At 67.2% G+C, this 14382-nt stretch carries 11 protein-coding genes; 5 read left to right on the top strand and 6 right to left on the bottom strand.

What is annotated here, in order from left to right; translation table 11 throughout:
• Nucleotides 1-2: 2 nt before the first annotated feature.
• The 3 genes from rfbD (at nucleotide 3) to LZD57_RS07320 (ending at nucleotide 7344) form a co-directional block, all read left to right on the top strand.
• Nucleotides 3-884 (top strand): dTDP-4-dehydrorhamnose reductase, encoded by an 882-nt coding sequence (gene rfbD, locus LZD57_RS07310; protein WP_233718922.1) that lies wholly within the window; start codon nucleotides 3-5, stop codon nucleotides 882-884.
• Between the two features lie 192 nt (nucleotides 885-1076).
• On the top strand, nucleotides 1077-3401 hold the full coding sequence (locus LZD57_RS07315) for a tetratricopeptide repeat protein (RefSeq protein WP_233718924.1): 2325 nt from the start codon (nucleotides 1077-1079) through the stop codon (nucleotides 3399-3401).
• Nucleotides 3402-3510: 109 nt separating this feature from the next.
• Entirely contained in the window at nucleotides 3511-7344 is a 3834-nt protein-coding gene (locus LZD57_RS07320) for a glycosyltransferase (protein ID WP_233718925.1), read from the top strand.
• A 171-nt stretch (nucleotides 7345-7515) separates the two neighbouring features.
• On the opposite strand, the gene LZD57_RS07325 is transcribed toward LZD57_RS07320, so the two are convergent.
• The 6 genes from LZD57_RS07325 to LZD57_RS07350 form a co-directional block, all read right to left on the bottom strand.
• Nucleotides 7516-8463 carry a lytic transglycosylase domain-containing protein gene (locus tag LZD57_RS07325; protein ID WP_233718927.1) on the bottom strand — a complete coding sequence of 316 codons (948 nt, stop codon included), beginning with the start codon at nucleotides 8461-8463 and terminating at the stop codon, nucleotides 7516-7518.
• A gap of 83 nt (nucleotides 8464-8546) precedes the next feature.
• On the bottom strand, nucleotides 8547-9815 hold the full coding sequence (ispG, locus tag LZD57_RS07330; RefSeq protein ID WP_233718928.1) for a flavodoxin-dependent (E)-4-hydroxy-3-methylbut-2-enyl-diphosphate synthase: 1269 nt from the start codon (nucleotides 9813-9815) through the stop codon (nucleotides 8547-8549).
• A 164-nt stretch (nucleotides 9816-9979) separates the two neighbouring features.
• A complete protein-coding gene (locus tag LZD57_RS07335) occupies nucleotides 9980-10942 on the bottom strand; it encodes an efflux RND transporter periplasmic adaptor subunit (RefSeq protein ID WP_233718930.1) in 963 nt (320 codons plus the stop codon).
• On the bottom strand, nucleotides 10927-11136 hold the full coding sequence (locus LZD57_RS07340) for a DUF1656 domain-containing protein (RefSeq protein WP_233718931.1): 210 nt from the start codon (nucleotides 11134-11136) through the stop codon (nucleotides 10927-10929). The genes LZD57_RS07335 and LZD57_RS07340 overlap by 16 nt, the downstream gene beginning before the upstream one ends.
• A 9-nt stretch (nucleotides 11137-11145) precedes the next feature.
• On the bottom strand, nucleotides 11146-13227 hold the full coding sequence (locus tag LZD57_RS07345) for an FUSC family protein (protein ID WP_233718933.1): 2082 nt from the start codon (nucleotides 13225-13227) through the stop codon (nucleotides 11146-11148).
• A complete protein-coding gene (locus LZD57_RS07350; protein ID WP_338034687.1) occupies nucleotides 13227-13718 on the bottom strand; it encodes a MarR family winged helix-turn-helix transcriptional regulator in 492 nt (163 codons plus the stop codon). Before LZD57_RS07350 ends, LZD57_RS07345 begins: the two co-directional genes overlap by 1 nt.
• 186 nt (nucleotides 13719-13904) lie before the next feature.
• Here LZD57_RS07350 and LZD57_RS07355 point away from each other — a divergent pair, with 186 nt between their 5' ends.
• Nucleotides 13905-14078, top strand: coding sequence for a DUF3309 family protein (locus tag LZD57_RS07355; protein ID WP_233718935.1), 174 nt, complete (start codon nucleotides 13905-13907; stop codon nucleotides 14076-14078).
• A 104-nt stretch (nucleotides 14079-14182) separates the two neighbouring features.
• Nucleotides 14183-14341, top strand: coding sequence for a DUF3309 family protein (locus LZD57_RS07360; protein WP_233718936.1), 159 nt, complete (start codon nucleotides 14183-14185; stop codon nucleotides 14339-14341).
• The last annotated feature ends 41 nt before the right edge of the window (nucleotides 14342-14382 follow it).

Genomic DNA, 14382 nt, shown 5'->3' on the forward strand with positions numbered 1-14382 from the left:
AGATGCGTATCCTCGTGACCGGCCGCGACGGCCAGATCGCCCGCTGTTTGGCGGATCTTGCCGTCAATGGGCGGGAAATCGTCTGCCTCGGCCGGCCGGAACTCGATCTGACGGATCGGGCTTCGATCGACGCCGCGATCGCGAAGGTTCGGCCGGACGTCGTCGTCAATCCGGCCGCCTATACGGCGGTCGACAAGGCCGAAAGCGAGAGTGAGGCGGCCTTTGCCGTGAATGCGGGGGGGGCCGAGAACGTCGCCTCCGCCGCGGCCGCGGCCGCCATTCCGATCGTCCACATTTCCACCGACTACGTCTTTTCGGGCGACAAGGACGCGCCCTATGCCGAGACCGACGAGACCGGGCCGACGGGCGTCTATGGCGCCAGCAAGCTGGAGGGGGAGCGGCGCGTTCTGGCGGCCAATCCGAGGGCCGTGGTGCTTCGCACCGCATGGGTCTTCAGCCCCTACGGCAACAACTTTCTGAAGACGATGCTGCGGGTCGGCAAGGACCGCGACGTCCTGACGGTGGTCGCGGACCAGCACGGCACGCCGACCTACGGGCCGGACATCGCGGCCGGGATCCTGGCCGTCTGCGAGCACGCCGTCGCCGATCCGGAGGGGGCGTGGCCGGGCGTCTATCACATGGTGGCAGAGGGAGAGACGACCTGGGCGGGCTTCGCCGAGGCGATCTTCGAGCGTTCCCGGGCCCGGGGCGGTCCGTCCGCCGCCGTCGAGCCGATCACCACCGCCGACTATCCGACGCCGGCCAGAAGACCGCCCAATTCCAGGCTCGACACCTCGAAGTTCCAGGCGACGTTCCGACACAGCCTGCCATCCTGGCGAAGCGGCATCGATCGCTGCCTGGCGGTTCTGGACGGTTCCGTCTGAGATTTCGTGGCGGTCTGCCGTATTCCCGACCGGGGCGGGGCGTACCGGTTGGTCATGTGAGCATGTATGAAGGAATTCCGACCTGATGATCGGACGTCTCCTGCTGCCCCCGCACCGGATCGTTCGCCCGGACTCCGTCATCCGTCCGGCCCCCGCGGGAGCGATCGTCGGGGGCGAACGGGTGGGCGCGCCATGAGTGCCGCAGGCACCCGGTTCCGCACCAATCCCGTGCGCTGGCTGGCGGCAAGGGGGCGGTCGACGCCCCATGTCCTGCGCGCCGACAAGCTCCGGGATGCCGGCAATCCGGCTGCGGCGGCGCGCGCCTACGAGGCCGCGTTGAAGGTCGATCCCGGCCGGACGAACCTCAAGGTCCAATGCGGCAACATGCACAAGGACGCCGGCGCCATCGACGCGGCGCTGCATTGGTACGAGAGCGCGCTGGCCGATCGTCCGGACGATGCCGACATCCACCTGCAGGCCGGGCACGCGCTGAAGCTGGCCGGTCGCCGGACCGAGGCTCTGGCGGCCTATCGACGGGTACTGGCCCTGGATCCGGCAAACCGCAACGCCAGCTGGGAACTCGTGCAGGCCGGCGACGAGGGCGAGCAGATGCGCGGCATCGCCGCACAGATGACCGGGCACGGCCTCGAGACGATGCTCTCCCTTTCGGCAGAGGTCGCGGCGATGCGGCGCAAGCTGGACGAGATCGCCGCCGCGCTTCCCGACGTCGCCAGTCTCGCCGCCTTTCCGGCCAAGGCCTATCGCCATTTTCGCGAGATCTTCGACGTCCCGTCGCCGGCATCGCTCGAACGTCCGGCGGATCTGCCGCACCTCACCGTCGTCGCCGATGCCGCTGGCCTCGACGCGGCCGCCTTGCACCGGCTCCTCGCCTCCGTCGTCGGCCAGTCGGCGATGCGCTGGCGCGCCGTCCTGTTCGACGTCGAGCCGTCGCTTCTCGTCGCGGTCGAAAGGCTCGCGCGGGCCGATGACCGGCTCGAGGCGGCTCCGGCCGCGAGCGAGGGAGCCGGCGGAACTGCGGTCCTCGACCTCGTGCAAGAGACCGGGACGGATGCCGTCCTCTTTCTCCCACGCAGCGCTGCGATGCATCGGCACTGCCTCGCCTGGCTGGCCGCCGCCTTTGCCGGGAGCGCGGCCGACGTCCTGACCTTCGACGAGGAATGGGTGGTGCCGGGCGAGACGGAGCCTTCCAGCTTCGAGGCCCGGGGCGGGCTCGATCCGGAAATGCTGCTCCAGGAGAACGGCTGGGGCGAAGCGATTGCCGTTCGCAAGACGACCTTGGGCGCGTTCGACCTCGCCCGACGCGAGGGGCGGCGCTTGCCCGAACCTTCGGATCTTCTGCTCTCGGCGCTGCGGGCCGGTGCTTCCTTCGGCCATACACCCTATCCGCTCGTGGTCTACGAGGGTGACGGGAACGCCCGAGATGCGGTGAGGCGCAAGGCGCTGGCGGAGCATCGCCAGGCGGTCGAGCGGCATCTGCGGCTTTGTGACCTTGGCCGGCAAGTCATCCTTTCGGAGGGGGCAGACGGCGGGCCGCTGCATCTCGAATGGCGGGCCGGCTCGCCGCACGCGGCGATCACCGTCATCGTTCCAACCCGCGACAATGCGGAAGACTGCGCCGTCTTCGTCGACAGCCTGTTCGTCAAGGCGTCCGACCCCGATGGCCTGCAAATCCTGATCGTCGACAACGCCACGACGGCGCGATCGGACCTCGTCGGTCTCGACGCTCTGGCCGCGCGCAAAGGCGTCCGCGTCTCGAGAGACGATGGCCCGTTCAACTGGTCGCACATCAACAATCTGGCCGCGGCGACGAGCGATACGCCGATCTTAGTGTTCGCCAACGACGACATGCGGATGCTAAGCTCCGGCTGGGACGAGCGGCTTCGCGGCCTCCTGGCGCGCGAGAACGTCGGTGCGGTCGGGGCGAAGCTGCTTTATCCGGACGAGACGGTGCAGCACGCCGGTGTTCTGTTCGGCTGGAAGGGGTCGGTGATCCATGATGGCCTGTTCGAGGCTCGCGACGCCGCAGGTCCGTCCGGACGCTGGATCAAGACGCGACGCGCAAGCGCGGTGACGGGAGCTTTCATGGCGGTGCGCCGGGACGATTTCCTCGCACTGGGCGGGTTCGATGCGGCCGGGCTTCCGATCGGCTACAGCGACATCGATCTGTGCCTGCGGCTGCATGCGTCGGGTCGAGACATCCTCTGGACACCCGACGTGACGCTTCTGCATTACGAATCGAAATCGCGCGGTCTCGATCACCTCGATACCGAACGCGCCGAGCGCAGCCGCCGCGAGCGAGCCCTCATCGAAAGTCGTTGGGGAGCCGAAGTATTCTCTCGCGATCCGACCATCAGTCCGATATGGATTGACGCTACGTTACCTTATAGATTGATTTCGTTTCCTGCCCCGCAACGTGCCCTCGATTTCGTTCGGCTGACCTCCCGTGCAAGCCGAGCCGAAACAGAGAGCGCCAGATCGACCGCAGCCTGTGAGTAGTGGATTCATGACCAAGGGTTCTTCTTCCTCGTTCGATCGTCTGCTCCGCCCTTTCATCACGCGGCAAGACGGATCCGGAGAGCGGCGACCCAATGGCGAATGGAGCGCATTGTCGAAGACCGCGACGCTGCTGAGCGGCGCGCGCCCGCTGGTCAAGGCCGGCGACAAGGCGAATGCCGAGCGCCGCTGGCACGATGCCCAGAAGGCTTATGGGGAAGCCCTGCGTCGCAATCCGAAGCTGGATTCGGTGTGGGTCCAGTACGGTCACGCTTTGAAGGAGCAAGGTTTCGCGTCCCGTGCAGAGGATGCCTATCGGCAGGCGCTGAAACTGCGCGGCGACAAGGCCGACACGCATCTGCAACTCGGCCACGCCCTGAAGATCCAGGGCAAGCGCACCGAAGCGATCGCGGCCTACCGCGAAGCCTACATGATCGAACCCTCCTCGTCTCACGTGGCGGAGGAGCTGCGGGGGATGGCCGCGCCGATCCCGACCGACGAGGAAATCACCCGGTATCACCGGGAGCGCTACGGGCGGAGTGCGCCGTCCAGAGAGATGGCGCTGCTGGCGCCGCCGGCGAAGACGGGGCCGAACGGTCCGGTGGAGCAGCGGCTTCTGTCCAACGACGTCAGCCCGATCCTCTTGAGCAAGTTCGACGCGGAATACTATTACTATTCAAGCAAGTCGTTGAGATCTCGGCAGAAGAGCTTCGACAAGGAGGCCGCGCTGTGGCACTTCGTGTCGGTCGGCATCGACGAGTTGGCGACCATCCGCGAAGGCTATGAGTTCGAGCCCGGTTTCTACGTCGAGACCTATGCGAGAGAGGTCACCTCGCCGGCACCCTCCGATATCTACCGCCACTATCTGAAGGAAGGGATTGCGGCAAACCACTGGCCGAACCGGCGGCTGTGGCTGGAAAGTCTTCTCGGGCCGGGGGTGCGGGGGCTGTCGTCGCTCGAACTTCCCTCCTTCGCAGGTTCGGACGCCACCACCAGATACGTCGATCGCTTCGGTCTGCTCATGAACGAGGTGATGGTCAGCAACGCCACGCCGGTCTTGATCGAGGCACGGCACGCGCCGCTGCTCGTTCTGATCGCCGATCGCCTCGTCCTGGAAGGCAAGGACGATCAGGCGCTGACCGCCTACCAGAAGATCCTGCAGCGGGTGCCGGACTTCCCGCCGGCGCTCCGCCACTATGCGGACTGCCTGTTGCGCCGCAAATGCTACCTCGAAGCGGCGGAAATCTACGAGAGGCTGACCGCAACCTCCGACGCGAGCATCTGGAGCTACATCAACCTGTCGCACTGCGCCGAACAGGTCGGCGATCAATTTGCCGCCCTGAAGGCATTGAGGGATGGCATCGACCGCTTTCCGGCCGATCTCGGCCTGAAGCGTCGTTTCCACGACCTCGCGCCGCGGTATCTGACCTCGACCTGGCTGCTCGCCAATGCCGAGGCGAGCGACGGACGCCTCGCCGAGGCACAGGCCCGGATCGAAAGAGAGTGCGATGCCGTGTACGCGCTCTTGCGGACCGAGAGCACGGCGGACAAGCGCTACGTCCGCTCGGTTGCATTGGTGGGCAATTTCGATCTGCCCCAGTGCCGGTTCTACAGGATCGACCAGAAGATCGAGCAGTTGAAGGCGGCCGGCTTCGTCGTCGAGGCCTTCGATTTCAAGGACAACGTCGAACGGTTCCTCGAAAAGGTCCATTGCTTCGACGCGGTCGTCTTTTTCCGGGTGCCGGCCTATTACGAGATGATCCGCGCGATCGACAAGGCGCGCGAAGTGGGATGCGCGACGTTCTACGAGGTCGACGACCTCATCTTCGACACGGAGTTCTTTCCGCCTCCGCTCGAAACCTACGACGCCCAGTTCACTCAGAAGGAACACGATGGCCTGGCGCTCGGCGTGCCGCTGTTCCGCTCGGCGCTCAGATATTGCGAGAACGCGCTGGTCTCCACCAAGCCGCTGATCCAACACGTTCACAGGATCGCCGGCCCGGACACGCCCGTCTTCGTCCACGCCAATGCGTTGCACAGCCCGCACGCCCAGCATGTCGGCCATGTTTCGGTGCAGGCCAAGGAGCAGGTCACGATCTTCTACGGATCGGGGACGAAGGCGCACAAGCAGGACTTCCAGGAACTGGTCGAGCCGGCGCTCGTCGCCATGGCCGAGAAATACCGCGACCAGGTCTCCATCGTCCTTGCCGGTTACATGAGCCCCGGCAAGAAGCTGGGCGAATACCTGAATAACCTGGTGATGTTGCCGCCGGTCTGGGACGTCCACCAGTTCTGGTCGGCGCTTTCTGCCGCCGACATCAACCTCGCCGTCTTGAAACCGGCGCCGACGACCGACGTGAAGAGCGAGATCAAGTGGCTTGAAGCGGCGATGCTCGGCATTCCGTCGATCGTCAGCGACACGGCGCTCTACGAGGATCTGATCGAGGACGGAGTCGACGGGATCATCGCCCGCACGCCGAAGGATTGGACCGATGCGCTCGACCGGCTGATCCGGCAGCCGGAGTTGCGGGCTTCCATCGGTGCGAAGGCGCGCGAAAAGGCGCTGAAGCAATACAGCATCCCGGCGATGGCGAAGAACATCACCGAGATCATCCGTTCGGCGAGCCTGCCGGCACCGGACCGTCGCAAACGCGTTCTCGTCGTCAACGTCTTCTATCCGCCGCAGGCGCTCGGCGGCGCGACGCGGGTCGTCCACGACAACGTCCGGCATTTCGCCGCCAACCATCGGGACGAATTCGCCTTCGAGGTGTTCTGCTCCATCGAAGGCGCCAGCGAGGGCTACAAGGTCTCGAGCCATGCGGTGGACGGGGTTCGTGTCGTCGGCGTCACCACGCCGGATCTGCCGGACATCGACCGGATCGTCTACGACGAGAAGATGGCGAAGGTCTTCAGCGACTATCTCGACGTCTGCCAGCCCGACATCATCCACTTCCACTGCATTCAGCGGCTGACGGCCGCAGTGGTGCTCGAAGCGCGGCGCCGCGGCATCCCCTACGTGCTGACGGCCCATGACGGCTGGTGGATTTCCGACGAACAGTTCCTGATCGGCAAGGACGACCGGATCGTCCTCTACGATCACGCCAATCCGGCGTCGCAACTCGGCCGGGTCCCGCCCGACCAGTTCGCCACGCGCATGCAGTTGCGCGAATGCCTGCTCGGGGCGGAGAAGGTGATGGCCGTTTCGGAGGCCTTCGCCGAGGTGTATCGCGGCGCCGGCGTCCACAATGTCGTCGCGGTGCCGAACGGCGGCTCGGACATCGTGCCGGTTCCGCGCATTCCCTCGCCCGACGGCAAGGTGCGGCTCGCGTTCATCGGCGGCCTGGCGCGCCACAAGGGATACCACCTGATCCAGCAGGCGCTCCTCAGCGGCGAGTTCGAGAATCTCCGCTTCGTCTTCATCGATCACGCCATGTCCCTCGGCACCCGCCGCCGAGGCAGGCTCGGAACGACCGAACTCGACATCAGGCCGAAGGTGCCGCAGAGCAAGGTGGCCGAACTCTATGCCGAGGTCGACGTGCTCGTCGCGCCGTCGGTCTGGCCGGAGGCCTATGGCCTGGTGACCCGAGAGGCGCTGATGTGCGGCTGCTGGGTGATCGCTTCGGACCGCGGCGCCGTCGGCGAGGACGTGATCGAGGGCCAGAACGGCTTCAAGGTCGACGTGTCGAGTCCGGAAGGCCTGATCAGGGCGCTGCGGGAGATCGACCGCGATCCGCAGCGTTACCTGATGTCTCCCGCAGGCAGCGTGACCATGCGCAAGGCCTCGGACCAGGCGGAAGACCTGATCGGGATCTACGGCGAAATTCTGGCTGCACGGGGCAAAATCGCATCCGGCGATCTCGAGCAGCAGATGAAGGCCGATCCGGAGCCGGCGTCCCATGTTTCCAGCACCGACGCGAACCGGTTGCGGGAAGTCCTGTCGGACTGATCACGAGAGGCGTCGCAAGACGTTCCCGCCTGCACCGCGATTTTCGGGCGAGCCCCGGCCAGCGGGAACTCTCTCTGCGCAAGGACGTCGTCTCGGTCCCGTTCGGCAGCGGCATGGCGCCGATCGTCGCTGCTCCGCGGGCGGAGGCCTCGGCATTTTCGCTCGTCGGTGTCAGCGGTTCTTCATCACGATGCAGGACGCCCCGGCGCCTTTGAGCTTGATGCAGAACTGGTTCGCCTCGGCCCGGCTGTCGGCGCCGATGCGCACGGCCCAGATGCGGCCGCGGCCGGGCGCCCGTTCGCGCAGGACCAGCGGCGCCTTGCCGCCGAGAAGCGACGGCACCTGCGACTGCACCCGCCGGAACATCGCCATCGCCACCGATTGGCTCGGATTGCCGGCGATCTGCACGCCCCATGGCTTCATCGGCGCGCCCGTGTCGAGCGAGGCAAAGACCGACCGGCTTTCGATGATCGGCAATCGCTCGCAGGATTCGTCGAATTCCCTGTCGTCCTCGAGCGGGCGCGGCTCGATCTCGCGGCCGTCCTCCTGGAACCAGTCGGCCGGGCGGAAGGTGATCGCGGCGACGTAGTTTTCCGTCTCCGAGGGCAGCCGCCCGCCACTGGCGATCCAGCGTTTCACCCGGTTGATCCCGCCGTTGTATGCGGCGGCGGCGAGGCCCCAATTGCCGAGTTCGGATCTGAGATCGGCGAGATAGAGCGCCGAGTGGCGGATCGCCTCGGCGGTGTCGTAGGGATCGGAAAGGCCACGCTCGGCCGCCGTATAGGGCATGAACTGGGCAATGCCCTGCGCGCCCACCGGAGACCGCGCCTCCGCATCGAAGCGGCTCTCCTTCCAGATCAGCCGGGCGAAGAAAGAGCGCGGCATGCCGACGGCGTCGGCGTTTTCGGCGATCAGCCGGCAGATGCGCCGGACCGGCGGCTCGTCTGCAGCCCTTGCCTCGGCCGCCCCGGGGATGTCGCCGGTGGCGCGGAAACGCGGCGGCGAGGGCGGATAGGCGAGGGCCGGCATGGCGATCGCGGCGCCGTCTGCCGGGCGCGGCGGATCCGCCCTGGCGATGGGAGCCACCGCATGGAGGAGGGCGAGCGAGAGAAGGAGCACCAGGGCGCCCCGTGCCGCCCCCGAAGGCGATGCCGCGTCGCCTTCGGGGGCGAGAGCTGGAACGGGGGCGGCTCGCGGTTCCCTCATTCGGCAGCGGTGCGCCCCTGGCCGAACCGGCGCTCGATGTAGTCGGCGACCATCGCCTGGAATTCTTCGGCGATCGCCGGCCCACGCAGCGTCACAGACTTCTTGCCGTCGACGAAGACGGGAGCGGCGGGCGTTTCGCCGGTGCCGGGCAGCGAAATGCCGATGTCGGCGTGCTTGGATTCGCCGGGGCCGTTGACGATGCAGCCCATCACCGCGACGTTGAGGGCCTCGACGCCGGGATATTTCTCGCGCCAGAGCGGCATGTTCGCGCGGATGTCGCTCTGGATCTTCTCGGCGAGTTCCTGGAACACCGTCGAGGTGGTCCGCCCGCAGCCGGGGCAGGCGGCGACGACCGGGATGAACTGGCGAAAGCCCATGGTCTGGAGCAGTTCCTGGGCGACCTGCACCTCCTTGGTGCGATCGCCGCCGGGCTCGGGCGTCAGCGAGACGCGGATGGTGTCGCCGATGCCGTCCTGGAGCAGGATCCCCATGGCGGCGGAGGAGGCGACGATGCCCTTCGATCCCATGCCCGCCTCGGTGAGGCCGAGATGCAGGGCATGGTCGGTGCGCCGCGACAGGTCGCGATAGACGGCGATGAGGTCCTGCACCTGGCTGACCTTCGCCGACAGGATGATCTTCGTCTTCGGCAGGCCGATCTCCTCCGCGAGGCTGGCCGAGAGCAGCGCCGACTGGATGATCGCCTCGCGCGTCACGGCGCGCGCCGAACGCGGCTTGGGCGAAGCGTTGTTGGCGTCCATCAGCCGGGTCAGGAGTTCCTGATCGAGCGAGCCCCAGTTGACGCCGATCCGCACCGGCTTGTCGTAGCGGATCGCCATCTCGACGATGTCGGAAAACTGCTTGTCCCGCTTGTCCCTGAAGCCGACGTTTCCGGGGTTGATGCGATACTTCGCCAGGGCCTCGGCGCAGGCGGGATGATCGGCGAGAAGCTTGTGGCCGATATAGTGGAAGTCGCCGACCAGCGGCACGTTCATGCCCAGCCGCTCCAGCCGCTCGCGGACCTTCGGCACGGCGGCGGCGGATTCGTCCCGGTCGACGGTGATGCGGACGATTTCCGAGCCGGCGCGCGACAGGGCGGCGACCTGGGCGACGGTCGCATCGACGTCGGCGGTGTCGGTGTTGGTCATCGACTGTACGACCACCGGCGCGCCCCCGCCGACCAGCACCCCGCCGACGTCGACGCCGACGGTCGCCCGCCTCGGCGCCGGGTCTGCCTCGATCGTGTCGATCGGCGTCTGGATGGTCATCGCAACGGTCCTCGTCGGAGGAAATTCAAAAGCATCGGCCTCGGAGGTGGCGCGTTCACCGCCGCTTGTCAATTCTCGCCGCCGGGCGTGACGGAACCGTGACGACGCGTGCCCGCTGCAGCGGGCGACGGGAAGGGACGCGAGCCGTTTCCGTCTCCGTGCACTCAGCGGGCCGGTTCGGCGGATGCCGGCCGCATCGTCGCGGACTCCGCGGCGGAGGCCTCGGCGGGAGCGCCGCCGTCGCGCCGCGGATGGACGCTGACGGTGGCGGTCATGCCGGCGACCAGCCGTGTGTCCGCCGGAACCTCGTCGAGAGCGATGCGAACCGGCACGCGCTGGGCCAGCCGCACCCAGGAGAAGGTCGGCGTGACGTCGGCGAGAAGGTTCGAGCCATTGGTGCGCTCGCGATCCTCGATGCCGGCGGCGATGCTTTCGACATGGCCGCGCAGCTCTTGCGGATGCCCCATCAGATCGACGGAAACGGCGTCGCCGACGGCGATGCTCGGCAGTTGGTTCTCCTCGAAATAGCCCTCCACCCGCAGCGTGTCGGTGTCGATCAGCGCCAGCACGCCGGAGCCGCTGGAGACGTAGTCGCCGGGATTGAGCGACAGATTGCTGACGACGCCGTTGACCGGCGCGCGAACCTCGGTCCGGGTTAGATTGAGGGCGGCGAGGTCCCGGTTCGCCTTCGCTTCGTCATAGGCCGCCGACGCCTGCTCGACGGCGAGATCCGCCTGCTCGACGTTCTGCTCCGAAATCGCCGGGCCATTCTTCAGCCGATGATAGCGCTCTGCGTCCCGCCTGGCCTGGCGAAGAGCGGCGGTCTTGTCCTTCAGCGTGGCGTCGGAGAGATCGAGGGCGATCTGGAACCGTTCCGGATCGATGCGCACCAGCACGTCGCCTTTCTCCACCGTCTGGTTGTCGGAAACGAGCACCGCCGCGACCGGGCCCGGGACGTCCGGGGCGATGGAGACGACGTCGGCGCGCACGTGCCCGTCCCGTGTCCAGGGCGTCTGCATGTAGCTCTGCCAGGAGTTCCAGCCGACGGCGAGCGCGATGGCGAAGAGGGTGAGGGTAAGGGCGGTTTTGAGCAGCCGGGAAAAGCGGGCGATCATGACAGATACCATTCAGCGACGTTCGCCGCCGTGGCGGCGAGGATGACGAAGATCGAGAGGTCGAACAGCGCCGGATGCCAGACGAGGCGATAGACCCCGAGGCGGGCGAGGACCTTCTTGAGAACGAGCAGCATCCCGTAGGATGCCAGAAGGAGGACGAGGAGCTTCGGCACGAAGACCCCGAAGAGCGACAGGTCACCGATCATGGAACACTCCTATTCCGCCGCCATGGCGAAGGCGGTCTCGGCGGGCGGCGGGGCGGAAGCCGTCCGGTCGGGCAGAGAGGGCGGTGGCGCGTCCGCGAAGAGGGCCCGTCTGAGACCGATCAGCGCCTGCGGCGCCCGCCGAGCATCCGCCCGCCCGGCGTCGGCCTCGCCGAATTGGCCGAGCGCCGCGTCGATATGCGTGAGGAGATCGGGCCCGGCCGAAGCCGTCGATGCACCCGCGGCCTTTTGCCGGAAGAGCCGGGCGACACCGGAAAGCACTGCTGCCGCGCCGGCCTTTTGCGGCCCTTGCAGCCGGATGCCGGCCTCCCTCAGGTCGAGGACGTTGAGACCGACGCGCATCTCCGCGAAGGCTTCCGCGCTCTTTTCCGCCGCATCGGGCCCGAGACGCGGCACGAGTTGGCCGAGGCGGTCGAAGAACCGGCCGGCGAAGACCGGAGCGGCAGCCGGGCTTCGCCCGTCGGCGAGCGAAGCGATCTCGCCCCAGCCCTGGCTCTCCAGGCGCCGGGCCGCCAGCGCCGCCCCGAAAGGCCGCGTCAGGATCGTCCAGACGACGACGAAGACGACGCCGAGCACGGCGGCGATCGCGCCGTTGACGAACACGGTGAAATCCGCCGCATAGACCTCCTGGAGCGTCATCAGCGTCGCGCTGTTGACGGCGAGGAGCAGCCCGATGAACATCGTCTTCGGCCGGGCGATCAGGATCGGCAGTGCGAGATAGACGGGGGCGAAGACGACGACGAGGCCGGCGAAGGTGCTCACCTGCGGCAGGACCCCGAAGACGTAGATGCCGGCGACGATGCAGCCGAGCGTCGTCAGGATGGCCATCTGCTTCAGTTGCGGCAGCGGGTTGTCGAGTGAGGCGAAGAACGCCCCCGCGACCGCGGCGATGAGCACGAAGCTGGCGCCCTGGTCCCACCCCGAAAAGATCCAGATCAGCGAAGCGCAGAACAGGCCGAGGATCGCCGAGCCGGCGGCAAAGGCCATCATGCCGTAGTCGTAGTGCGGCACCTCGGCCGCGACGTCGGAAAGCCGCAGGGACGGCCGCCGCCTGGCATTCCGCCCGGCGAGGATCTCGGTCCTCAACGTGACGCAGTCGCTCCACAGATCGACGATCTCGGAAAGCCGCGCCAGGGTGCTGTCGCGCAGCAGCGCGCTCCAGTCGCCGGCCGGAGCGGGCGGGTTGCGAAGGTCCGCAATCCGGCTCGTGAGCCGTCGACTACCGTTGCGATGTGCCTCGCCGCTGCTCGCCACCCAGGCGTCGAGTTCCCAGCACAGGACTTCGACGTCGGCCGGCAGCCTTCCCGACTGGTTGCGGATCGCCGTCAGCCGGTCGGCGAGAGAGGAAAGGAGCGCCGGCAGCATCACCAGCCGGCCGCGCAGTTCGCGGGCGCTGCGGACGACGGCGGCCATCTCCGGATCGTAGCGCAATTGTCCGATCAGCTGGTCGACGGCCCTGAGGTCGGGCGCGAGCTTCATCGTCTCGCCGAGGCGCGCATCGCCATTTCCGCCGAGCACGTCGCGGATCCACGAGCCGGCGTCGCCGAGCCAGCCGTCGACGCGGCCCGCGACGACCGCCCCGAGGCTCTGGGGCAGGACGAGGGCGCTGACGAGGCTGGTGCAGGTGATGCCGAGGATGATTTCCTCGGACCGCGCCAGGGCGACGTCGAAGACCGTCGACGGGTCGCCCACCGTCGGCAGGGCGATCAGTGGCAGCGTATAGCCCGCCAGCATCAGCATGTAGGAGCGCGGCGAGCGGTCGAGGAAGGAGACGAACAGCATGCCGCCCGTCCAGATGGCGACGACGGCGCTGAGCACGATCGGCTCGCCGACGAAGAGTGGTGTGAAGAACACCGCCGCGGCGGCGCCGATCACCGTGCCGAGCGCCCGGTAAAGCGCCTTCGAGCGGGTCGCGCCGGCAAGCGGATTGGCGACGATGAACGCCGTCGCCATGGCCCAGTAGGGCCGCGGCAGACCGGCGGCGAGCGCGATGTAGAGGGCGAGCATGGACGCGGCGAAGGTCTTCGCCGCAAAGATCCATTCCCGCCCGTTGGGCAGGGGAAGGGCGGACATCACGACGTCTCTTCGAGCTTTTCCGGCGTTCTCGCGGCGCCATGGTCCGGCGAGGGCTGATAGGCCCTGAAGGCGGCGAAGACGCGAAGCGTCGCCTCGATGTCTTCCCTGGGAACCCCATCCAGAACCTCGGCGCGCAGGGCGACGAGATCGGCCTCGATGCTCGCCATCACGCTGCGGCCACGCTCGGTCAGCCACAGCGTCTTGGCGCGCCGATCGGCCGGGTCCTCGCGTCGCTCCACGAAGCCGCATTCGCACAGCTGGTCGAGAAGTCGCACGAGGGACGGCCCCTCCATGCCGACTTCCTCGGCCACCTGACCCTGGCGAACGCCGTCGCCGAGGCGGCCGATCGCCACCAGCGGGTGGGCGCAGGCTTCCGAGAGTCCGTGAGCGTCGATACGGCCGCGCACGTTCTTGCGCCAGATCCTGCCGATCCGCAGAAGATTGGTCGTCAGATCGAACTGGAGCGATGCCGTCTGTGTCATGAGCATATTGATAGTATCCTATCTAGTAGGATTCAACTGGTAAGCTGTCCGATTGGTTGCGAACGGACTGTGCCCTGGATCGTTGACGAAGGGACCGAAGCCACCGCATGGCCGGTCTCTTGAAGCGTGGTCCTCCGGCAGCCCGAGTGAGCGGGCCGCCCGAGGCCGAGCCGAAGCGAAGGGAGAATGCCCATGGACGTCGGATACGGCCCGATCGTCGTCGTCATCGTCTTTCTGGCGCTGATCGCCGCGATGCCGACATGGCCCTATTCCAGGCAGTGGGGCTATCGGCCGACGCTGGTCCTCGGAATCATCTTCGTGCTGATCGCGGTGTTCGTCGCGATCGGGGGATTCGGGCCGGCCTGAGTCCAAGTCGTGGCAAAATGTTAACCGAACGGACCGAGGCGATGGGAACGCAATCTCCGTTCAACGGTTTGTGAGGCATCAAACAACGGCGAAGGAAACGCCCCATGAGCCTCGGTACGATCCTCCTCATCATCGTCATCCTGCTTCTCGTCGGCGCCCTGCCGACATGGGGATATTCCGGCAGCTGGGGCTACGGACCGTCCGGAATTCTCGGTCTCGTGCTGGTGGTGGTGCTGATCCTTCTCCTGCTCGGCCGCATCTGACGTCAGGGCATCCGGCCGCCGCCGGTCTCGGTGGCGGCCGG

Origin of the sequence: Jiella avicenniae (genome assembly GCF_021390325.1) — a bacterium.
In the GTDB taxonomy this organism is placed as follows: Bacteria; Pseudomonadota; Alphaproteobacteria; order Rhizobiales; family Rhizobiaceae; genus Jiella; species Jiella avicenniae.

Bases quoted from the DNA above. Each gene is read 5' to 3' on its own strand.
- rfbD (WP_233718922.1), top strand. From the start codon at position 3: ATGCGTATCCTCGTGACCGGCCGCGACGGCCAGATCGCCCGCTGTTTG.
- LZD57_RS07315 (WP_233718924.1), top strand. From the start codon at position 1,077: ATGAGTGCCGCAGGCACCCGGTTCCGCACCAATCCCGTGCGCTGGCTG.
- ispG (WP_233718928.1), bottom strand. From the start codon at position 9,815: ATGACCATCCAGACGCCGATCGACACGATCGAGGCAGACCCGGCGCCG.
- LZD57_RS07335 (WP_233718930.1), bottom strand. From the start codon at position 10,942: ATGGTATCTGTCATGATCGCCCGCTTTTCCCGGCTGCTCAAAACCGCC.
- LZD57_RS07340 (WP_233718931.1), bottom strand. From the start codon at position 11,136: ATGATCGGTGACCTGTCGCTCTTCGGGGTCTTCGTGCCGAAGCTCCTC.
- LZD57_RS07345 (WP_233718933.1), bottom strand. From the start codon at position 13,227: ATGTCCGCCCTTCCCCTGCCCAACGGGCGGGAATGGATCTTTGCGGCG.
- LZD57_RS07350 (WP_338034687.1), bottom strand. From the start codon at position 13,718: ATGCTCATGACACAGACGGCATCGCTCCAGTTCGATCTGACGACCAAT.
- LZD57_RS07355 (WP_233718935.1), top strand. From the start codon at position 13,905: ATGGACGTCGGATACGGCCCGATCGTCGTCGTCATCGTCTTTCTGGCG.
- LZD57_RS07360 (WP_233718936.1), top strand. From the start codon at position 14,183: ATGAGCCTCGGTACGATCCTCCTCATCATCGTCATCCTGCTTCTCGTC.